The following is a 21,157-nucleotide window of genomic DNA, read 5'->3' as shown; positions in this document are numbered from 1 at the left end:
TCGCCGACGAGCCCCTCCGCGGCAGGCAGGCCGTCGCGATGGCGTCGGGGCAGTTGCTGTGACCGGTCGCTCCGCGCATGGCGGGCGGTCCCATGGACATCGACTACTCGTCGCAGCGAGCGGCAGCCAGACGGGCCCGCGCCTCCATCAGGGCGAAGCCGAGCAGGTTCTGGCCAGGCCACCGGGAGGGATCGGTGGCACGGTCATCGGACGCGCCGAGCCCGATGCCCCACACCCGGTCGCGCGGGCTGGCCTCGACCAGCACCCGATTACCCGTGCCGAGCAGGTACGCGCGCAGAGCAGGGTCCTGTCCGAACTTGGCGACGTTACCCGCAACGACCAGCTCGAAGCGGGCGGCGACCCAGCGCGCCTCGTCGAAGGCGCGGACCAGCCGCCCGAGGCTCTTGGCCTCGGCGGGAGAGCGCGCCGCGAGGATCGCCGAGAGCGACGCGTCGTCACCGAACAGACGGGCCTTGCCCACCATCATCCAGTGCTCGGCGCTTGCATACGTCACGCCATCCACGGTGAACGGGGAAGGCCACCACTGGCTGAGCGCACCCGGACCGATCGAACCATCCCGCTGCGGCTGATGCCCCCAGAACATCAGCCACTTCGGCCGCGCTCCGGCAGCAATGAGCGCCGCGAGCCCTTCCCTGGTGCGGGCCTGGACCGGGCTCTTCGTGTCGATCGTCTCCATGACAGGGATCCTCCCAGCCACCACCGACAACAGACGAAGGGATTTCCGCCACGCACGTGCGGCGTGTGGGAGGCCGTCTACACCAAGGAGATTCGACGGCCATCCCCCTTGCTCACCCCAGGAAGCTCAACCGCACATGACGGTTGGTGTTGTCCCTGTTCGTGTCGACCAGGCACACCGACTGCCAGGTCCCCAACTCCAGGCGGCCCCTCAGGACCGGCAGCGTGGCGTGCGGAGGCACAAGCGCGGGGAGTACGTGGTCGCGGCCGTGGCCGGGGCTGCCGTGGCGGTGCTGCCAGCGGTCGTCGGCGGGGAGCAGGGTGTGGAGGGCGGCGAGGAGGTCGTCGTCGCTGCTGGCTCCGGTCTCGATGATCGCGACTCCGGCGGTGGCGTGCGGCACGAAAATGTTCAGCAGGCCGTCGCGGTCGCCCGCCGCCTCCCCGAGGAAGGCCTCGCATTCATGGGTGAGGTCGACGATCCTCTCCGAGGAGCCGGTGGCGACGTTCAGTACGCGGGTGGTGAAGGCATCGGACATGGGTCAATCCTGGCGCATCGGCCGGGTTCCGTGCCCTGGCCGGTCGCTTGACAGGTGATACGCGCAGTCCATTTCGCGAGACGTCGCTGACCGTGCACGGTCCATCTGGCTACTTTCGGCGGCCTGTTACGTTCAGCCCTGCTCACCACGCGCGGCCGCATCGACCTGCAGCGGGTGGCCTCCGCCGCCTGTCGCCGCCCGGGAAGGCGTGCCGCTGTCTGTCACGAGTGGGCGCTGACGGGAAGATCCGGACTCCCCGCCGAGTTAGTAGAAGCGTGAACGAAACCGGGGTACAAGACGCGGCACGAGAAGTCGACGTGGTCGTCATCGGGGCTGGGCAGGCCGGACTGTCCAGCGCCTACCACCTGCGGCGCACCGGCTTCGAGCCGGAGCGGGACTTCGTGGTTCTGGACCATGCGCCACAGCCGGGCGGCGCATGGCAGTTCCGGTGGCCCACGCTCACGTACGGCAAGGTGCACGGGATGCATTCGCTGCCCGGCATGGAACTGATGGACGCGGACCCGGCCCGCCCGTCCTCCGAGGTCATCGCGGAGTACTTCGACCATTACGAGCAGACCTTCGACCTGCGCGTACGGCGGCCCGTCGACGTACGGACCGTGCGTGAGGGCGACCGGGGGCGCCTGCTTGTGGAAACCTCGGCGGGGACATGGTCGACGCGGGCGCTGATCAATGCGACGGGCACCTGGGACCGGCCGTTCTGGCCCCGCTATCCGGGCCAGGAGACCTTCCGGGGGCGGCAGTTGCACACGGCTCAGTACCCCGGTCCCGAGGAGTTCGCCGGTCAGCGGGTCGTCGTCGTGGGCGGCGGCACCTCCGGCACACAACATCTGATGGAGATCGCGCCGTACGCGGCCGAGACCACGTGGGTGACGCGGCGACCGCCGGTCTTCCACGAGGGGCCCTTCGACGAGGGCACGGGGCGGGCCGCGGTCGCACTCGTCGAGGAACGGGTCCGGCAGGGACTTCCGCCCCAGAGTGTCGTGTCGGTGACGGGGCTGCCGCTCAACGACACGATCCGGCGGGCGATCGATGACGGTGTCCTGGACCGACTGCCGATGTTCGACCGGATCACTCCGGACGGCGTGGAATGGGACGACGGACGCCGCGTTGACGCCGACATCATCCTGTGGGCGACCGGTTTCCGCGCGGCGATCGACCATCTGGCACCACTGCGGCTGCGGGAGCCGGGCGGCGGCATCCGGGTCGAGGGGACGCGTGCGGTCGCCGATCCGCGCATCCATCTGGTCGGGTACGGGCCGTCGGCCAGCACGATCGGCGCCAACCGTGCCGGGCGCTCAGCGGTACGGGACATCCGCCGACTGCTGGCGGGGGTGCCGGTCGCCGCGTGAGGTCCGCTGGGCCACGGCTCAGCGGGACGCGGACGCGCTCCGGCGGTGACGGTTGAACTCCGCGACGTTCTTCTTGTGTTGCTCGTAGTCGGCCGTGAAACGTGTGTCGCCCGGCTTGACCATGACGAAGTACAGCCAGTCGCCCTGCTCCGGACTGACTGCGGCACGCATCGCGGCCTCGCCGGGATTGGCGATCGGCGTGGGCGGCAGGCCCATCCGCTGGTACGTGTTGTACGGGCTGTTGAGCTTAGTGTCGCTCTCGCTGGTGCGGAGTGTGGTGCGGTTCAGCGCGTAGTTGATCGTCGAGTCCATCTGGAGCGGCATACCGCGGGCGAGGCGGTTGTAGATGACGCGCGCCACCTTGCCCATGTCCGCCTTGGTGTCCGCCTCGGCCTGGACCATGCTCGCGACGGTGACCGTCTGATAGACGTTCATCGCGTTCCGCTCGGCCCCGGCCGTGACCGTGCCGCCGCTGAACTTCTCGTTCGCCGTATTGACCATGTACGAGAGCAGGGACGCCGGAGTCGACTTCTCGTCGATCGGATACGTGGCCGGAAAGAGGTAGCCCTCAGGATTGCCGTTCGCGTCCTCGGGGAGCCCCAGACGGGCCGTGTCCATGAACTTCTTGGTGGTGCCCGCGGGCAGGGCGAGGGCCTTGTCGACGGCCTTGTACACCTGGCCGGCGCGCCAGCCCTCCGGGATCACCAGGGGCCCCGGCCCCTCGGCCTCGTCCGTGCTCAGCAGCGGCACCGCCACGACGGTGGCCGCCACGAAGGCGCCGGTCGCGATGAGGGCGATCCGGCCCCGGCGCGTCAGTCGAATCGTTCTCCGTGGCGGAGTGTGGGTCTGCATGCGGGCACGCTAACCCGCATAAGGCAGTAAATCCGACATATCTTTATCTTGTTGGCTCCAGTTGGGCGTCCCGGCGGACCAGAGCGGCGTAACGGCCCTCGCACTCCAACAGCTCCTCGTGCGTGCCGCGCTCGACCGTACGCCCGGAGTCCAGGACCACGATCTGGTCGGCGCCCCGAATGGTGGACAGCCGGTGGGCGATGGTGAGCGTGGTCCGGTTGGCCGAGAGGGCGTCGATGGCCTCCTGCACGGCGCGCTCGGTGCGGGTGTCCAGCGCGCTGGTCGCCTCGTCGAGGATCAGCACGGGCGGGTCGCGCAGGATGGTGCGGGCGATGGCGAGGCGCTGCTTCTCGCCCCCGGAGAAGCGATGTCCGCGTTCGCCCACCAACGTGTCGTAGCCGTCGGGCAGGGACGCGATGTGGTCGTGGATCTGGGCGGCCTTCGCGGCGGTGTGCAGCTCCTCGTCGGTGGCGTCCGGCTTGGCGAAGCGCAGGTTGTCGGCGACGGAGGCATGGAAGAGGTACGTCTCCTGGGAGACGACGCCGACCGCGCGCGCGAGCGTGTCGAAGTCCAGGTCCCGTACATCGACCCCGTCGAGCGTGACGCGGCCCCCGGTGACGTCGTACAGCCGGGGCACGAGATAGCTGAGCGTGGACTTTCCGGCACCGGTGGCGCCGACGACGGCGAGGCTGCCGCCCGCGGGGACGGTGATGTCGATGCCGTCCAGTATCGGCGTGCTCTTGTCGTCGTAGCGGAACTCGACGCCCTCGAAGCGGACTTCGCCCTTGACCTGGTCGAGGTGGACCGGGCGCTCGGGCTCGGTGATGTCGATGGGCAGGTCGAGGTACTCGAAGATGCGCTGGAACAGGGCGAGCGAGGTCTGGATCTGCACACCGGTGGAGAGCAGGCTGACGGTCGGCCGGAACAGGCCCTGCTGGAGCGAGACGAAGGCGACGAGCGTGCCGATGGAGACGGCGGGGCCGCCGAACTGGAGCGCCAGGCCCGCGGTCCAGTAGATGACGGCGGGCATGGCGGCCATGACGATCGAGATGACGGCCATGCGCCAGCGCCCCGCCATGTTCGACCGCACTTCGAGGTCGACGAGACCCTCGGACTCGTCTGCGAAGGACCGGGTGAGCGAGTCGGTGCGGCCCATGGTGCGGCCGAGCAGGATGCCGCCGACGGAGAGCGATTCGGTGACCGTGGCGGCCATCACGGCCATCTGCTTCTGCCGCTGGGTGGTGATCTTCTTGCGTTCGTTGCCGACCCTGCGGCTGATCCATACGAACAGGGGCAGCAGAAGCAGCGAGACGACGGTCAGCCGCCAGTCCAGGGCGACCATCGCGACGATCGTGGCGATGACGCTGGTGAGGTTGGAGACCAGTGAGGTGGCCGTCGAGGTGACCGTGGCCTGCATGCCGCCGATGTCGTTCGCGATACGCGACTGGACCTCGCCCGTGCGCGTTCTGGTGAAGAAGGCGAGCGACATGCGCTGCAGCCTGTCGTAGACGGCGGTGCGCAGGTCGTGCATGACGCGCTGCCCGACCGTCGTGGAGATGAGGGTCTGCAGCACGCCGAAGACGCTGGTGAGTACGGCGCTGAGGATCATCCCGAGCGCGAGCAGGCTCAGCAGGCCGGTGCGGCCCTGCGGGATCGCGGTGTCGAGGACCTCCTTCAGCATGAAGGGCGTGGCGACCGAGACCAGCGACGCGGCGCCGACGAGCAGGCCGACGACGGCGAGCCGGCCGCGGTAGGGATGGAAGAGCTTCAGGATGCGGCGCACCTGCCGCGGTTGTCCGGGCTCGACAGGTGGCGGTGTCCAGGCGATTTCGTCGCGGGGCATGGGCTCCTACGGTGTGTGTGAGGACGATATCTGAGGGAGCGTAGCTCATTGTTACCTATACTCACAATGAACAACGTCCTGATATTGTTCCCGCTATGAACACCCCAGACGCCGACGGCGTACTCGCCGAGCAGCTGCTGCGGTTGACCCGTCGTGTGCACCGCATCCAGAAGCGTCATCTGGAGCAGCGCGGGCTCGGTATCACCCCGGCCCAGTCACGGCTGTTGCGTACCCTCGCGCCCTACAGTTCGCCGCCGCGTATGACCGATCTGGCCGAGCGTCTGGAGGTGGTGCCCCGGGCCGTGACGACGCTGGTCGACGGTCTGGAGGCGAGCGGCAAGGTGCGTCGCGTACCCGACCCGACCAATCGCCGGGTGATACGGATCGAACTCACGGACGACGGGCGACGGGCGCTGCGCGAGCTGCGCGGCGCGCGCCGGGCCGCGGCGGAGGACATCCTGGCCCCCCTGACGGACGAGCAGCGCAAGGCGCTCGGGGGGCTGCTGGACACGTTGGTCGACGGGATGCCCGCGGTGGAGGACTGACAGAACGGGGCCCGGCGTGCGGTGAACGCCGGGCCCCGTCTTTCAACTTACTTCGCCCGCGGGCTACTTGACTGGCGTCTTGACCTCGGCGCCTTCGGAAGCGGCGTCCTCGGAAGCGGGCGCCTCCGTCTTCGGCGCACCCGCGGCGGTCTTCGTCTTCGGCGTGTCCTCGTCGGCGTCGTCTTCCTCCACGAACGCGATCTCACCGTCGAGCATCTTCTTGGCCCGCTCCGTGTCGAGCGCCCCTTCCCACTTCGACACCGCGAACACGGCGACGCAGTTGCCGAGCAGGTTGGTGACGACGCGCATCGAGTCCATGATGCGGTCGACGCCGAGCAGCAGGGCCACGGCCCCGGCGGGGATGGCCCCGAGCGAGGAGGCGGTCGCCGACAGGGCGAGGAAGGCCGAACCGGGGATGCCGGCCATGCCCTTGCTGGTCAGCATGAGGACCAGGACCACGGTGATCTGCTGGCTCAGGCTGAGGTCCACCCCGACGGCCTGCGCGATGAACAGCGTGCCGATGGAGAGGTAGATGGAGGCGCCGTCGAGGTTGAACGAGTAGCCGGTGGGCAGCACCAGGCCCACGGCGTCGTCGCGGGCGCCCGCCTGGCGCAGCTTCTGCATCATGCGCGGCAGGACGGATTCACTGGAGGCGGTGCCGAGCGCGAGCAGCATCTCCTCGCGCGTGTAGCGCACGAACTTCCACAGGCTGAGCCCGGTGACCAGCTTCAGTGCGACGCCGAGCAGCACGAGGAAGATCGCGGCGACGGCGTAGCAGAGGATGATGAGCTTGCCGTACGTCTTCATCACGCCCAGCCCGTACTCCCCCACCAGGTGGACCATCGCGCCGAACACGGCGAGCGGCGCCAGCTTCATCACGAAGCCGACGATCGCGAAGATGACCTCCTGGGCCTGCTCGATGGCCGGCAGGATCTTGGGAACCTTGGTCTGGCCGAGGTGCAGCAGCGCGGCACCGACGAGGCAGGCCAGCACCAGCACTTGAAGCAGCGAGTTCTCGGCGAAGGCGCCGACCGCGCTCTGCGGCAGCGCTTCCAGGATGAACTCGGTGGTCGACGGCAGTGAACCGCCCGCGGTCTTGTCGTCGACCGCCGAGGTGTCGAGCTGCGAGGGGTCGACGTTCATGCCGGAGCCGGGACTGACCACGTTGGCGGCGACCAAGCCGATGATCAACGCGGCCGTAGAGGCGACCTCGAACCAGATCAGGGCCTTGAGCCCGATCCGCCCGAAGGCCTTGAGGTTGCCGGCTTTGGCGATGCCGACGACGACCACGCAGAACACGAGCGGCGAGATCACCGTTTTGATGAGCCGGATGAAACCGTCGCCGAGCGGCTGGAAGGTTGTGGCCGTGTCCGGCCACAACCTTCCGACGACGATTCCGAGCACAAGGGCGACGGCGACCTGCGCGAACAATGAGGTACGCAGTATGCGTGCGACGCGTCGCGTTGGGGACGGTACAGGCGGCGGCACGGGGCACTCCTCCGAAACGAGACTTCTGGGATGCGGAAAAGCGCTTCCGCGTCGATCACTATCGGGGGAGTTTGCTACCGCCGACAACGCCCATGTCACGTCCATGTAAATGATGGAGGGTGTGACACGTCACACAGGCTCTGCTCTCAGCAGCCGTCTCGATCCTCGGTGAGCGTCCCCTGCACGGTGACCAGGCTCCGGTCATAGCAACCGTCCGAGCCGTACATCCGGTAGCGCTCGCTCGTCGTGCCGACCGCATGCCGCTGGTCGCGAGGCACATTCGCCGTATACGTCGCGTCGCCCGCGTAGCTGTCGTCGAGCCGGGACCAGGCTGTGCGCCGGCCTCCCCGCGTCTCCAGAATCGTGGCCCGGTCCACCAGCGACATGACGGTCCGCAGCCGGTCCCCGGCGCCGAGCGTCGTGGTGCCGTCCATGGTGTATGTGCGGTGCGTGCGGGTCGACTTGGCAGGTCCGCGCCCGTCGACGGTGACCGTCTCGAAGTCGGTCCAGGTGGCTTTCAGGGCGTCCGTGGCCTCACCGTCGGTCCACCGGTGCACGGATTTGTTGGCCAGCTTGCGGCTGACGGTGGTCGTCACGCGGCCGTGCGACGTGTCGACATACCCGGACACGGTCAGCCGGTGACCGGCGTCGGTGTCCAGCCGGTGCTCCGAACCGGGCGTGTACGTCGAGGAGTTGGCGAGATCGCCCGCCTTGTGCGCGGTCAGCTTTCCGGTCACCTGCCTGCTCTTGGCATCCTGCTGGACGAGGACGTTCACCGGGGTGCTCCAGCCGGGCTGCCCCTCCGGAACACCGGCCACCGAGACCTCGATCCGGTGCGGACGGCCGTCGTTGAGCAGCCCCGCGAAAGGTGTCAGGTCGTACTCGATGGGCTTGATGTCGAAGGCGCGCGGCCCCGGAATCACGTACCAGAGGAAGGGATTGGACCAGCCGCCGGTCCACACGGTCGGGAACGGCGTGGCGATGCCCGCCAGTTGCCCGTCGACCTTGATCTGCACCTCGCGGTAGGGGCCGTCGTCCGCCTTGCAGGAGTACGGCGCGGTCTCGGGCACCGTCAGATACCAGTACTCCTCGCACCCGCCGCCGGATCCCGTGGCGTACACCTCGGCGACGATGCGTTCGCTGTTGCGGGGCGTGGTGAGGGTGCCGTCCTGGAGGGTGAGGACGCGGTCGGGGGTGGTGGCCGCGGGCCTGCCCTCGTAGAAGGTCAGCGTCACCTTGACGTCGATGATGCCCGTGTACGTGTCGTCGACGACGTTCCCGATGAGCATCTCGACGTCCTGGCTCTGCCGGAACGTGTCGCTGTAGCGCGTGACGTCCTTCTCCACCGACCATTCGATGCCGTCCGGCGAGGGCTGCGGGGTGGAGGTGCGGAAGACCTCGACTCCGCCGATGTGCAGATAGCCGAGCCGGTCGAACTGCCGCCCCTTCACCTTGCCGTCGAGCCGCAGCACGACCTTGCTCCATCGGTCGCCGCAGCCGCGCGGGGGTGTGTACGTGCCCTTGTACGGCGTGAAGTCGCGGAACTGAGCTTCGGCAACCGTGATGTCGCAGGACTTCGCGTCGTCGGGTGCGGTGACGGGCGGGGCGGCGGTCAGGGGGTCATGCCAGTCGGTGCCGAACTCGGCGGGCGGGGCGGCGGAATCGGCGGCTGGGGCGTGGGACGGGGCGGCCGGTGCGGGGGCCGCGCCGAGGAGGGTGCTCGCCATGAGGGTTGCTCCGGCGAGCATGGACATGATGATCCGTCTTCTCATGGCCGGAGTTCTACGGGGAGTTGGCACTGCCCGCAATGAGGCCTCGGGCCAATGTTCGTCAGGCCTTGAGGTTCGCCTTGTCGCCCATCACCACGACCGGGTGCCTGGCCGGGTCGAGGGTGCGCAGGAGGTACTCCATGCCCGACTTGGACAGGCTCACACAGGCCGACGTACCGCTGCCGTGGTCCATGTGCAGCCAGATGCTGCCGCCCTTGGACTGGCCCTGGGGGCGGGTCGGGTCGTTGGGCGAGGTGCCCTTGACCCGGTTGTAGTCGATGGCGATGACGTAGTCGAAGTCGTGCCAGTGCGACTTGGCCCAGTAGCGCGGGGCCTGGAAGCCCGCGGACCGCGTGTACGGGAGCTTGGCACCCGGGTCGGGGAGGACACCGCCCGCGTCGCTGAGCGTGAACACGCCGACAGGGCTGCGGTTGTCGCCCTCGCGGTGGTCGGTGGTCCAGCCCTTCTTGCCGTTGTGCCCCTGCCAACTGCGCGTCTGGTCCCAGGTGGAACCGGACTTCGTGTAGAGGACGATCCTGGAGTCCGCCGAGTCCTTGCCCTCGCCGTAGACCGTCACGACCTGGCGGGAGTCGGCCGGGATCTGCTTCCGCAGCCTGTCCCCGACGTCGGGGATGCGCTTGAGGTCGACGGTGCGCGCCTGGGCCTGCCGCGGCCGGTCACTCGACTGCGCGTCGCTCTCGCCACCGCTTCCGCCGTCCGAACCGCCGCAGGCCGTCAGGGACATGAGCAGGACACCACAGGCCGCGGCCGCAGCTGCCGTACGCATCGCACCGCCAATTCGCATGCGATCCATCGTCGCACCGTGTTCCGGATGATTGCGCCCGGCACCGGGGTATCCCGGCCATATGCGGGCGGTCCGGGCCGAATCTTTGCCGGGCGTCGGAAAATCGTTTGCCTTCGGACACTCTGTGGCGCGAACCTTTCACGGTTTGTTGCTTCCCCCCACCCCGTTCTACGAGCCCCTGGGACGTCATGCAGATTCAAGACCTTCCGTATCCCGACCCGGGTGTGCCGGACGCTCGCTCGGGGCCCCGATTCCTGGTGTGGCTCGGCCGGAATCAACTCGGCGGACAGCTGAAGTCCCTGGCCTGGGGGCTGCTGCACTTCCTCTCCGTGTGCGGGCTGCCCTTCTGTGTCGGTTTCGCCATCCAGGCCGTCGTGGACCGCTCCGGCGCACGGCTGGCTCTGGCGGGTGGGCTGATCGCGCTGTGCGGGCTCGGTATCGCGGTGGGCGACACCATGCTGCACCGGACCGCGGTCACCAACTGGATCACCGCGGCCGCCCGCGTCCAGCAGCTGCTGGCCCGTAGGACCGCCCAGTTGGGCTCCGCGCTGACGCGGCGCGTGGCGGCCGGTGAGGTGGTCGCCGTGTCCACCGGCGACGTGGAGAAGATCGGCTGGTTCGTGGAGGCCGTGTCGCGGTTCACCGCGGCCGCCGTGACCATCGTCGTCGTCTGCGTCGCCCTGGTCGTGTACGAGCCCGCGCTCGGGATCGTCGTCGCCGTGGGCGTGCCCGTCCTGGCACTCGCGGTGCTGCCACTGCTGCCGCGCGCCACCAGGCGAGCCGACTTCCAGCGCGAGAAGGCGGGCCGCGCCACCGAGCTGGCCTCGGACACGGTCGCGGGTCTGCGCGTGCTGCGCGGCATCGGCGGCGAGGAGCTGTTCCTCGACCGGTACCGCCGGGCCTCGCAGGAGGTACGCCACGCCGCGGTCCGCAGCGCCCGGATGTGGTCGCTGATCGCCGCGGTCCAGGTGCTGCTGCCCGGTCTGCTGCTGATCGCGGTCGTCTGGCACGGCGTGAACCTGGCCCGCGAGGGCCGGATCACCGTCGGCGAGATGATCACCGTGTACAGCGCCGTCATGATCATGTCGTATCCCCTGCACCACTTCGTGGAGATCGCGATGGCGTACTCCTTCTCCCGGCCGTCCGCGAAACGTGCGGCCCGGGTGCTGGCACTGGAGCGCGCGATGGACAGCGAGGGCTCGCGCGCGGCTGTCGCGCCGGCCGGGGATCTGTACGACCCGGCGACCGGGCTGCTCGCTCCGGCCGGCCGGCTCACCGCTGTGGTGTGCGGCGACCCGGACGCTTCGGGTGTGCTGGCCGAGCGGCTCGGCGGACACGCCGCAGCCTCCTCGGACCTGCCCTCCGCGTTCCTCGGCGGCGTACCGCTGGACGAACTGCCGCTCGACTCCGCCCGCACGGCTGTCCTCGTCCAGGACAAGGATCCGGTGCTGCTGTCCGGAAGCCTTCGCGAACTGCTCGACGTGCCCGCCTCGGGCGGCGTCAGTGCCGAGGACGCGCTGGCCGCCGCGCAGTGCGGTGACGTCCTGGACGCGCTCGCCCAGGGGTCGCTGGACGCCGAGAACCCGATGGACGCCCGGATCACCGAACGCGGTCGCTCTCTGTCGGGCGGCCAGCGCCAACGCCTCGCGCTGGCGCGGTCCCTGATCACGGACCCGGAGGTGCTCGTCCTGGACGAGCCGACGTCCGCCGTCGACTCGCACACCGAGGCGCGGATCGCCGACGGCATCCGGTCCCTGCGACAGGGGCGTACGACGGTGGTCTTCACCTCGTCCCCGCTGCTCCTGGACCACGCGGACCGGGTCGTGCTCGTCCATGAGGGCGAGATCGCCGCGGTCGGCGTGCACCGCGAACTGGTGCACAGCGAACCCCGGTACCGCGCCGTGGTGACCCGTGAGACCGACGACGAGGCCGCCGCAGTCGACATGGACCACCTGGAAGCACTCGAAGAGATCGAGGAGACCGCATGATCGGCGTGGCGCCACCGGCCTACGACCCGGCGGCCCCGACGACGGCGAACACCCTGCCCGTCGGCGCCCCCGCGACCGTACGCGCCTACGTGGCCGAACTGTTCCAACGGCACCGCCGGGCCTTCCTGCTGCTCATCACCGTCAACACGGTCGCCGTCGTCGCCTCGATGGTGGGCCCTTACCTGCTGGGCTCCCTCGTCGAGCGCGTCTCCGACAGCGCCGCCGCAGCGCGCGAACTGCATCTGGAACGCACCGCCGCGATCTTCGTCCTCGCGCTGGTCGTCCAGGCCGTGTTCGTACGTCAGGTGCGGCTGCGTGGCGCCATGCTCGGCGAGCGCATGCTGGCCGACCTGCGCGAGGACTTCCTCGTACGGTCGGTGGGGCTGCCGCCGGGTGTCCTGGAGCGGGCCGGGACGGGTGACCTGCTGTCCCGGATCACGACGGACATCGACCGGCTCGCCAACGCCATGCGCGAGGCCGTGCCCCAACTGGCCATCGGTGTGGTGTGGGTGGCGCTGCTGCTCGGCGGGCTCGCCGTGACCGCGCCGCCGCTCGCACCCGCCGTGCTGATCGCCGTCCCGCTCCTGGTGGCCGGCTGCCGCTGGTACTTCAAGCGCGCGCCGTCGGCCTACCGCTCCGAGGCCGCCGGTTACGCCGCCGTGGCCGCCGTCCTCGCCGAGACCGTGGATGCCGGGCGCACCGTCGAGGCCCACCGCCTGGGCGAGCGCCGCATCGACCTGTCGGACCAGCGCGTCCAGGAATGGACCGCATGGGAGCGGTACACCTTGTGGCTGCGTACGGTGCTCTTCCCGGTCATCAACATCACGCATGTCACGGTCCTCGGTTCGGTCCTGATGATCGGCGGATACTTTGTGCTCCAGGGCTGGATCGGGGTCGGCCAGCTGACGACGGGCGCGCTCATCGCGCAGATGCTCGTCGACCCGGTGGGCCTGATCCTGCGCTGGTACGACGAGTTGCAGGTGGCCCATGTGTCGCTGGCCCGGCTGGTGGGCGTGCGCGACATCGAGCCGGATGCCGGTGACGGGTCGCTGGACCCGGAGGGGCGCGAGGTGCGCGCCGACCGGGTGCACTTCGGTTACCGGGAAGGCGTCGACGTCCTGCGCAAGGTCTCGCTGGAGGTCGCGCCGGGCACCCGGCTGGCCCTGGTCGGCCCGTCCGGCGCGGGCAAGTCCACGCTGGGCAGGCTGCTCGCCGGGATCTACGCGCCCCGCGTCGGCCACATCACCCTGGGCGGCGCCGAACTGTCTGAGATGTCCGCTGAACGCGTCCGCTCCCACGTGGCGCTGGTCAACCAGGAACACCACGTCTTCGTGGGGTCCCTGCGCGACAACCTGCTCCTCGCCCGTACAGATGCCGATGACGCGGAACTGTGGGCGGCCCTCGGCGCCGTCGACGCCGATGACTGGGCACGGGCACTGGACGACGGTCTGGACACCGAGGTCGGCTCGGGCGGGCTTGGCCTCACCCCGGCCCAGGCCCAGCAGATCGCGCTGGCCAGGCTGGTGCTCGCCGATCCGCACACGCTGGTCCTGGACGAGGCCACCTCGCTCCTCGACCCGCGCGCCGCCCGCCACCTGGAACGCTCCCTGGCCCGCGTCCTCGACGGCCGCACCGTGGTCGCCATCGCCCACCGGCTGCACACCGCCCACGACGCCGACGTCATCGCCGTCGTCGAGAACGGCCGCATCAGCGAACTCGGCAGCCACGACCAGCTGGTCGCCGCCGACGGCGCGTACGCCGCGCTGTGGCGGTCCTGGCACGGGTGAGTCACCGCTCCGGTGCCAGGTCCGCCTGTGTTCGGGCGGACCTGCACCGCGGCCGTACCGGTGGCCTGGCCAGGGCCCATGCCCTCCCGTGAGGGCGGGCCCGGCCGGCGGTTCGCTCCGTGGCGTTGCGGTGTGTCGACCAGGGGTGGAAGGCTGGACACCGGCACGGGCTCGGGGAGCGCACCGGCACCACCCGGTTCCGTATGAGCGAGGCCTGAGCCCAGCGGCCCGCGCGCCTGCCGCCGAACGCGGTGGCAGCGGGTCGGCCCGCATCACCTGGAGGTACCCGTGGACAGCACCGACGGATGGGGAGACGACGTCTACCAGCCCGACCAGTCCGAGGTGCAGGACGACGCGGGGCTGCTCGACGCCGAGGACACCCTGGAATCCGACGGTGTGAACAACCCCTTGGACCGGGGCTGGTCGCCGCCGGAGCGGCCGTGGGCCGTGGAACGCCGGGATGTGACCGCGGCCGAGCGACTTCGCGGCGAGACGCTGGACGAACGCCTCGCGGAGGAGCTGCCGGAGGTCGCGCCGTCCGACGGGGACGGCATCGGCGACAGCCTCGATTCCGACGGCGAGCCCCTGGACAACGAGGTGGGCACCATCCGCTCCGGACGTCTCGTGGCCCCCGACGAAGGTGTGCACGAGGACGAGGAGAGCGGGCTGATCGCCACCGACGTCGGCATCGACGGCGCCGCCGCCTCGGCGGAGGAGGCCGCCATGCACATCGTGGACGAGGACGCCCAGTACGGCTGATCCACAAGTCCCGGCCCCCTGCCCGCGCACCGACTCCCCATGCGAGGAGCACATATGCAGCAGGACAAGCACCCCGACTACCACCCGGTCGTCTTCCGCGACCGTGCCGCCGGCTACGCCTTCCTCACCCGGTCCACCGCGACCAGCGACCAGACGATCGACTGGGACGACGGGCGGACGTACCCCGTCGTCGATGTGGAGATCTCCTCGGAGAGCCACCCCTTCCACACCGGCAAGGCACGCACCGTGGACACGGAAGGTCGGATCGCCCGCTTCGAGAAGCGATACGGCAGCAGGGGCCCGGCCTCGGGCGGGGACGACGCGGCGTAGACAGCTCAGATGACGTTGAGCGCCGCCGCGCAGCCCACTCCTCCGAGCACCATGAATACCGGCATCAGCACCTTCAGCTCGACCCAGCTGCCCGCCCGGAACCGCATCGCCTTGGGCGGCCCCACCGGGTACCAGCGCTTGCGGCCTATGGGGATCGGCCACAGGATCGGGCAGCCGGACACCGTCAGTGCGTCCCCGATGTCGTGCACCAGCGCGCCGAGGACGACCGGCAGCCCCAGCCACAGGTACTCCTGGCCCGGCGCCGTGAACAGCCAGTCGGAGCCGTTGCCCGGCTGGTCCAGGACTCCCGCGAGGATCCAGGCGCTGGTCGCGGCGAGCAGCCAGACCAGTACGTCGGCGCTCTGGCCACGCGTCGCCCGCCACAGCAGCCCCTCGATGGCGAGCACTATGTGCACGAAGAGGATCGCCAGGACCGCCCAGCGCTCCCCCGTGATCGCGATGGCGGAGGTGCCCGCACCGATCAGCGCCGCCCACAGCCAGGTGTGCGTCAGGGTGCGGTGCCCGCCCGAGCGACGCGGGTCGCCCTGCTTCTTCGTCCCCTTGTAGACGGCGTACGAGAGCTTGTCGACGATCTCGCACAGGCCCCGTGAGAGGGGGCCGAAGGCCGTCGAGATGGTGGCCGCCTTGTGGTCGAGGTCCGGGGCGAGCGCGGCGCCGGCGCAGATCAGCGCGCCGACCAGGAGGACCGGCCAGGGCATCGTGTACCCGGCGGCGGCCGCCGCGGCTCCGACGCCCAGCCAGGCCGCGGCCCCCGACAGTGAGTGTGCTGGTCCCATCATGGCCGTGGCCCGCCCCATTCCTCGTGTACTCGCGCCCAGTCGTCCAGGTGCGCTGATCCCTCGTCGGCGCCACAGCGTAACGTTCGTGATCTTCTGTCCGGCAACCGATTCCCTCATTGCCCGGGATCACAGGCAAGATGGGGACGTGACCCTTATCGATCAGCTGCCGCAGACCGCAGATCCCGACGCCCTCTACGAAGCCTTCGAGTCGTGGACCGGGGAACGCGGTATCGCGCTCTACCCCCACCAGGAGGAGGCGCTGATCGAGGTGGTGTCGGGTGCCAACGTGATTGTGTCGACACCCACGGGCTCCGGCAAGAGTCTGATCGCCGCCGGTGCGCACTTCGCGGCGCTCGCCCGTGACGAGGTCACCTTCTACACGGCACCGATCAAGGCGCTCGTCTCGGAGAAGTTCTTCGAGCTGTGCAAGCTCTTCGGCACCGAGAACGTCGGCATGCTGACCGGCGACGCCTCCGTCAACGCCGATGCCCCCGTCATCTGCTGCACAGCCGAGGTCCTGGCGTCCATCGCGCTGCGTGACGGCAAGCGGGCCGATGTCGGCCAGGTCGTCATGGACGAGTTCCATTTCTACGCCGAGGGCGACCGTGGCTGGGCCTGGCAGATCCCGATCCTCGAACTGCCACAGGTCCAGTTCATCCTGATGTCGGCCACGCTCGGCGATGTCTCGATGTTCGAGGAGGACCTCACTCGTCGGACCGGCCGCCCCACCTCGGTCGTCCGCTCGGCGACCCGGCCCGTGCCTCTCTCCTACGAGTACCGGCTGACGCCGCTCACGGAGACGCTCACCGAGCTCCTCGAGACCAAGCAGGCTCCCGTCTACATCGTGCACTTCACCCAGGCCCAGGCGGTGGAGCGGGCCCAGGCGCTGATGAGCATCAACATGTGCACGCGTGCGGAGAAGGACCAGATCGCCGAGCTGATCGGCAACTTCCGCTTCACTACCAAGTTCGGCCGCAATCTTTCCCGTTACGTCCGGCACGGCATCGGTGTGCATCACGCCGGGATGCTGCCCAAGTACCGGCGACTGGTGGAGAAGCTGGCGCAGGCCGGCCTCCTGAAGGTCATCTGCGGCACGGACACCCTCGGTGTCGGCGTCAACGTCCCCATCCGCACGGTGCTGTTCACCGCTCTGGCGAAGTACGACGGCAACCGTGTGCGGACGCTTCGTGCGCGTGAGTTCCACCAGATCGCGGGCCGCGCCGGACGGGCCGGCTTCGACACGGCGGGATTCGTCGTCGCCCAGGCTCCCGAGCACGTCGTCGAGAACGAGAAGGCCCTCGCCAAAGCGGGCGACGATCCGAAGAAGCGTCGCAAGGTGGTCCGCAAGAAGGCTCCCGAGGGGTTCGTCGGCTGGACGGAGAACACCTTCGAGAAGCTCATCTCCTCCGATCCGGAGCCGCTCACCTCCCGCTTCCGCGTCACGCACACGATGCTTCTGTCGGTGATCGCCCGGCCCGGCAACGCCTTCGACGCGATGCGCCATCTGCTGGAGGACAACCACGAGCCGCGCAAGCAGCAGTTGCGGCACATCCGGCGCGCGATCGCCATCTACCGCTCGCTCCTGGACGGCGGCATCGTCGAGAAGCTCGAGGAGCCGGACGCCGAGGGCCGCATCGTGCGCCTGACAGTCGATCTGCAGCAGGACTTCGCGCTCAACCAGCCACTGTCCACCTTCGCCCTCGCCGCGTTCGAGCTTTTGGAACCGGAGTCCCCTTCCTACGCGCTGGACATGGTGTCCGTCGTCGAGTCGACGCTGGACGACCCCCGGCAGATCCTCGCCGCCCAGCAGAACAAGGCCCGCGGCGAGGCCGTCGCGGCGATGAAGGCGGATGGCGTCGAATACGAGGAGCGGATGGAGCGGCTCCAGGACGTGTCGTACCCCAAACCGCTGGAAGAGCTCCTCTTTCACGCGTACAACACCTACCGCAAGAGCCACCCGTGGGTCGGTGACCATCCGCTGTCGCCGAAGTCCGTCATCCGTGACATGTACGAACGGGCCATGACCTTCACGGAGTTCGTCTCCCACTACGAACTCGCCCGCACGGAGGGCATCGTGCTGCGCTACCTCGCCAGCGCGTACAAGGCGCTTGATCACACCGTCCCGGACGACCTCAAGTCCGACGATCTGGAGGACCTGATCGCCTGGCTCGGCGAGATGGTGCGGCAGGTCGACTCCAGCCTCCTCGACGAGTGGGAGCAGCTCGCCAACCCGGAGGAGATGACGGCCGAGGAGGCCCAGGAGAAGGCCGACCAGGTCAAGCCGGTCACCTCGAACTCGCGTGCCTTCCGCGTCCTGGTCCGCAACGCCATGTTCCGCCGTGTCGAGCTCGCCGCCCTCGACCAGGTCGGGGAACTCGGGGAGATGGACGCCGAGTCCGGCTGGGATGCCGACGCCTGGGGCGAGGCCATGGACAAGTACTGGGACGAGTACGACGACCTCGGCACCGGCCCCGACGCACGCGGCCCCAAGCTGCTGCTCATCGAGGAGGAGCCGCAGAACGGCCTGTGGCGCGTGCGGCAGACCTTCGCAGACCCGAACGGCGATCACGACTGGGGCATCAGCGCGGAGATCGACCTCGCTGCCTCCGACGCCGAGGGACGTGCCATCGTCAAGGTCACCGACGTCGGCCAGCTGTGAACACAGGAGAACGCGACACATGACGAACCCAGCGGAACGACTCGTCGATCTGCTCGACCTGGAGCAGATCGAGGTCAACATCTTCCGTGGCCGCAGCCCGCAGGAGTCCTTGCAGCGGGTCTTCGGCGGGCAGGTGGCGGGCCAGGCCCTGGTCGCCGCCGGCCGCACCACGGACGGGGAGCGGCCTGTGCACTCGCTGCACGCGTACTTCCTGCGCCCGGGCCGCCCGGGTGTGCCCATCGTGTACCAGGTCGAACGGGTCCGCGACGGGCGGTCGTTCACCACGCGCCGCGTCACCGCCGTGCAGCAGGGCCGCACGATCTTCAATCTGACCGCCTCCTTTCACAAGCCTGAAGAAGGGAGCTTCGAGCACCAGCTGCCACCGGCCCGCGAGGTCCCGGATCCTGAGTCGCTCCCGACCGTCACTCAGGAGATCAAGGAGCATCTGGGCGAGCTCCCCGAGACGTTGGAGCGCATGGCCCGGCGCCAGCCCTTCGACATCCGCTACGTGGACCGGCTGCGCTGGACGCCCGAGGAGATCGAGCACGCCGAGCCGCGCAGCGCCGTGTGGATGCGCGCCGTCGGCCCCCTGGGCGACGACCCTCTGATCCACACCTGCGCGCTCACGTACGCGAGCGACATGACCCTCCTGGACGCCGTCCGCATCCCGGTGGAACCGCTCTGGGGCCCCCGCGGCTTCGACATGGCCTCTCTGGACCACGCCATGTGGTTCCACCGGCCGTTCCGCGCCGACGAATGGTTCCTGTACGACCAGGAGTCGCCGATCGCCACGGGTGGCCGAGGTCTGGCGCGTGGGCGCATCTACGACCGGGACGGACGGATGCTCGTCTCGGTCGTCCAGGAAGGGCTGTTCCGCAAGCTCGAGGCCTGACGGGTCAGGGGTTTCTGCGGCGCAGCCATCCGAAGAGGCCGCGGGAGCGTTCCGGTTCCCCGACGCTCTGCCGCTCCTCGATCAGCCGTGGTTCCCGACGCGCACGCGGTGTCTCGGCTTCCCTCGGTGTCGGACGTGGGGCGGGCCGGTCCTCTCGTGCCTCATCGATCGTGTTCGCCAAGTCGCTGCGGAGCCAGCTGATTTCGTCCGGGTCCTGTGCAGTCGTGATCCGTGCGACGACGTGGGCGGCGGGTGAATCAGGCGCGCCGTGGGCCGGCTGCTCGGGGCGGAAGCGGTTCAGATAGGCGCGTTCGTACGGGTCCTCGATGATCTCCGCGACCTGCACGGGATCCAGCAGGGACGCCACGGCCGCGGCGCGCGCCCAGGGATCCCCGGTCTGCCGCAGCAGAAATCCCACATGCCGCCCGCGCCAGTTGCGGGCCCGCAGGTCCACGCCCGCGTCCAACTGGTCGCGCAGACCCTCGGGCGTACGGCCGCTCAACAGCGGGGCGTTGTCCTCGCCCGCGGCGAACTGCCGCAGTTCCTCGGCCAGATACAGCCAGACCACAGCCCTGTACCGGTTCAGGTACCACTTGACGGGCGAGATCAGGCCGAGGCGTGCGAACCGCGTGAACCGGGCTGCCGACACCCCCATGAGGGCCGCGCCCTCCGCGGTGCCCACGGCCTTGACGCGCTCGCGCAGCGCCTCGGGAAAACCGGTTTCGGAACGCACCCGGTCGATCTCCACACAGGCGACGCGACGGCCTCCGCCCCCTTCGTCGGGGACGGTCCTGATGCATCCGAGTCGGACGGCGAGGTCGAACTCGCCTCGTTTCAGGCCCAGTTCCCGCGCCGCACGGCTCGGCGCGAGTGTCCGCCGGACCGCCGCCGCGGCGGCCAGGGCAGTGGTGGGCAGGGCGGACTGCGTGATGGTGTTGCCGGACATGATGGTTCTCCCCCGTACAGCGACATGCACTTGCGTGCCTTTGCCTTGCTTGCGCCGTATGCGTGCGCTCGCTTCGGGAAAAACCGTAGCCGGTTCGCCACGCCCCCGCTCAGCCTGTGGACAACCTGGAGCGGGTCAACGTCTCTGCAGGTCAGGGGTCTATGGCGGGTGCGTGTTCCGGCTGTCGCGCATCGATGTCGAGGTGTTCACCGACGCGGTTGACGAGGAGCGTCATCTCGTAGGCGACCTGGCCGATGTCCGCTTCGGCCGCGCTGAGCACGCACAGACAGCTGCCGGTGCCCGCCGCCGTGACGAACAGGACCGCGTCATCGAACTCGATCATCGTCTGCCGGACTCGGCCTGCGCCGAAGTGCCGGCCCGAGCCCTTGGCCAGGCTGTGCAGCCCCGACGAGACGGCGGCGAGGTGTTCGGCGTCCTCGCGCCTGAGCCCCGTACTGGCCGCCGTGACCAGCCCGTCGTTGGACAGCACCAGCGCATGTCGTACGTGTTCGACGCGCTCGGTCAGGTCGTCCAGCAGCCAGCCGAGTCCCTGGTTCGGCTCCATGATCCGTCTCCCCGTGTTGTGAGTCACCTCTGGCCTGAGGATCTGACGAGCCAGCCTTCCCCACAGCCGCCGTCCGGGCAAGCAGGATGGGTGCATGGCACAGAACATGACTGATGAGGAATGGCGGGCGTTCGTCTCGGACGGCACCCGCACCGGCAAGCTGTCGACTGTCCGAGCGGACGGAAGTCCGCATGTGGCACCGATCTGGTTCGTGCTCGACGGGGACGACCTTGTCTTCAACACCGGGAAGGGCACCGTCAAGGGGCGCAATCTTGCCCGGGACGGCCGGGTCGCCCTGTGCGTGGACGACGACCGGCCCCCGTACGCCTTCGTGGTCCTGCGGGGGCGCGCCCGGATCTCGGAGGATCTCGATGAGGTCCGGCTGTGGGCCGGGCGGATAGGGGCGCGTTACATGGGCGAGGACCGGGCCGAGGAGTTCGCCGCCCGCAACGGCGTGCCGGGCGAACTCCTCGTGCGGGTGAGCATCGAGAAGGTCCTCGCCCAGGCCGCTGTCTCGGACTGAGCGA

19 protein-coding genes are annotated in these 21,157 nt (G+C 69.4%); 9 read left to right on the top strand and 10 right to left on the bottom strand.

Translation table 11 applies throughout. The features are described from left to right. Nucleotides 1–103: 103 nt before the first annotated feature. Both ybiA and IEZ21_RS16525 read right to left on the bottom strand, forming a co-directional pair. Nucleotides 104–697, bottom strand: coding sequence for a riboflavin biosynthesis intermediates N-glycosidase (ybiA, locus tag IEZ21_RS16530; RefSeq protein ID WP_189322659.1), 594 nt, complete (start codon nt 695–697; stop codon nt 104–106). Between the two features lie 112 nt (nt 698–809). Next, complete coding sequence (locus IEZ21_RS16525; protein ID WP_189322658.1) at nt 810–1,232, bottom strand: secondary thiamine-phosphate synthase enzyme YjbQ; 423 nt, start codon at nt 1,230–1,232, stop codon at nt 810–812. Between the two features lie 275 nt (nt 1,233–1,507). Here IEZ21_RS16525 and IEZ21_RS16520 point away from each other — a divergent pair, with 275 nt between their 5' ends. After that, on the top strand, nt 1,508–2,602 hold the full coding sequence (locus tag IEZ21_RS16520; RefSeq protein WP_189322657.1) for an NAD(P)-binding domain-containing protein: 1,095 nt from the start codon (nt 1,508–1,510) through the stop codon (nt 2,600–2,602). Nucleotides 2,603–2,620: 18 nt separating this feature from the next. Here IEZ21_RS16520 and mltG read toward each other — a convergent pair whose 3' ends face one another. Beyond that, entirely contained in the window at nt 2,621–3,454 is an 834-nt protein-coding gene (gene mltG / locus IEZ21_RS16515; RefSeq protein ID WP_189322656.1) for an endolytic transglycosylase MltG, read from the bottom strand. A gap of 43 nt (nt 3,455–3,497) precedes the next feature. Next, a complete protein-coding gene (locus IEZ21_RS16510) occupies nt 3,498–5,297 on the bottom strand; it encodes an ABC transporter ATP-binding protein (protein WP_189322655.1) in 1,800 nt (599 codons plus the stop codon). Nucleotides 5,298–5,392: 95 nt separating this feature from the next. On the opposite strand from IEZ21_RS16510, the gene IEZ21_RS16505 reads away from it, so the two are divergent. Then, nucleotides 5,393–5,842 carry a MarR family winged helix-turn-helix transcriptional regulator gene (locus tag IEZ21_RS16505; RefSeq protein ID WP_033322941.1) on the top strand — a complete coding sequence of 150 codons (450 nt, stop codon included), beginning with the start codon at nt 5,393–5,395 and terminating at the stop codon, nt 5,840–5,842. Nucleotides 5,843–5,905: 63 nt separating this feature from the next. Here the strand turns inward: IEZ21_RS16505 and IEZ21_RS16500 are convergent, their stop codons facing one another. The 3 genes from IEZ21_RS16500 to IEZ21_RS16490 all read right to left on the bottom strand — a co-directional run bounded on the left by IEZ21_RS16500 (nt 5,906) and on the right by IEZ21_RS16490 (nt 9,904). After that, nucleotides 5,906–7,330, bottom strand: coding sequence for a cation:dicarboxylate symporter family transporter (locus IEZ21_RS16500; RefSeq protein WP_189322654.1), 1,425 nt, complete (start codon nt 7,328–7,330; stop codon nt 5,906–5,908). Between the two features lie 146 nt (nt 7,331–7,476). Continuing rightward, nucleotides 7,477–9,102, bottom strand: coding sequence for a peptide-N4-asparagine amidase (locus IEZ21_RS16495; protein ID WP_189322653.1), 1,626 nt, complete (start codon nt 9,100–9,102; stop codon nt 7,477–7,479). Nucleotides 9,103–9,160: 58 nt separating this feature from the next. Next, complete coding sequence (locus IEZ21_RS16490) at nt 9,161–9,904, bottom strand: hypothetical protein (RefSeq protein ID WP_189322652.1); 744 nt, start codon at nt 9,902–9,904, stop codon at nt 9,161–9,163. A 188-nt stretch (nt 9,905–10,092) separates the two neighbouring features. On the opposite strand from IEZ21_RS16490, the gene IEZ21_RS16485 reads away from it, so the two are divergent. The 4 genes from IEZ21_RS16485 (at nt 10,093) to IEZ21_RS16470 (ending at nt 14,768) form a co-directional block, all read left to right on the top strand. Continuing rightward, nucleotides 10,093–11,892, top strand: a complete 1,800-nt coding sequence (locus IEZ21_RS16485) for an ABC transporter transmembrane domain-containing protein (RefSeq protein ID WP_189322651.1) — start codon at nt 10,093–10,095, stop codon at nt 11,890–11,892. Next, nucleotides 11,889–13,679: an ABC transporter ATP-binding protein gene (locus IEZ21_RS16480; RefSeq protein WP_189322650.1), complete on the top strand. Its 1,791-nt coding sequence runs from the start codon at nt 11,889–11,891 to the stop codon at nt 13,677–13,679. Before IEZ21_RS16485 ends, IEZ21_RS16480 begins: the two co-directional genes overlap by 4 nt. Nucleotides 13,680–13,967: 288 nt before the next feature. Beyond that, nucleotides 13,968–14,438: a DUF5709 domain-containing protein gene (locus IEZ21_RS16475; RefSeq protein ID WP_189322649.1), complete on the top strand. Its 471-nt coding sequence runs from the start codon at nt 13,968–13,970 to the stop codon at nt 14,436–14,438. 54 nt (nt 14,439–14,492) lie between these two features. Beyond that, complete coding sequence (locus IEZ21_RS16470) at nt 14,493–14,768, top strand: type B 50S ribosomal protein L31 (RefSeq protein WP_189322648.1); 276 nt, start codon at nt 14,493–14,495, stop codon at nt 14,766–14,768. A 5-nt stretch (nt 14,769–14,773) separates the two neighbouring features. On the opposite strand, the gene IEZ21_RS16465 is transcribed toward IEZ21_RS16470, so the two are convergent. Further along, entirely contained in the window at nt 14,774–15,568 is a 795-nt protein-coding gene (locus tag IEZ21_RS16465) for a metal-dependent hydrolase (RefSeq protein ID WP_033322926.1), read from the bottom strand. A gap of 145 nt (nt 15,569–15,713) precedes the next feature. Between IEZ21_RS16465 and IEZ21_RS16460 the strand changes: the two genes are divergently transcribed. Beyond that, nucleotides 15,714–18,227 (top strand): DEAD/DEAH box helicase, encoded by a 2,514-nt coding sequence (locus IEZ21_RS16460; protein WP_033322924.1) that lies wholly within the window; start codon nt 15,714–15,716, stop codon nt 18,225–18,227. A gap of 19 nt (nt 18,228–18,246) precedes the next feature. Beyond that, a complete protein-coding gene (locus tag IEZ21_RS16455) occupies nt 18,247–19,119 on the top strand; it encodes an acyl-CoA thioesterase (RefSeq protein ID WP_189322647.1) in 873 nt (290 codons plus the stop codon). A 4-nt stretch (nt 19,120–19,123) separates the two neighbouring features. Here IEZ21_RS16455 and IEZ21_RS16450 read toward each other — a convergent pair whose 3' ends face one another. Together IEZ21_RS16450 and IEZ21_RS16445 are read right to left on the bottom strand one after the other, a co-directional pair. Beyond that, the gene (locus IEZ21_RS16450) at nt 19,124–20,065 is read right to left on the bottom strand and encodes a DUF6397 family protein (RefSeq protein WP_189322646.1); all 942 of its coding nucleotides are present in this window, start codon (nt 20,063–20,065) and stop codon (nt 19,124–19,126) included. 151 nt (nt 20,066–20,216) lie between these two features. After that, on the bottom strand, nt 20,217–20,630 hold the full coding sequence (locus IEZ21_RS16445) for a roadblock/LC7 domain-containing protein (RefSeq protein WP_033322920.1): 414 nt from the start codon (nt 20,628–20,630) through the stop codon (nt 20,217–20,219). A gap of 94 nt (nt 20,631–20,724) precedes the next feature. Here IEZ21_RS16445 and IEZ21_RS16440 point away from each other — a divergent pair, with 94 nt between their 5' ends. After that, nucleotides 20,725–21,153, top strand: a complete 429-nt coding sequence (locus IEZ21_RS16440; protein WP_189322645.1) for a PPOX class F420-dependent oxidoreductase — start codon at nt 20,725–20,727, stop codon at nt 21,151–21,153. Nucleotides 21,154–21,157 lie beyond the last annotated feature (4 nt).

The organism is Streptomyces flaveus (assembly GCF_014647675.1).
Classification (GTDB): Bacteria; Actinomycetota; Actinomycetes; order Streptomycetales; family Streptomycetaceae; genus Streptomyces; species Streptomyces flaveus.
This window is presented reverse-complemented; position numbering and strand designations above follow the sequence as displayed.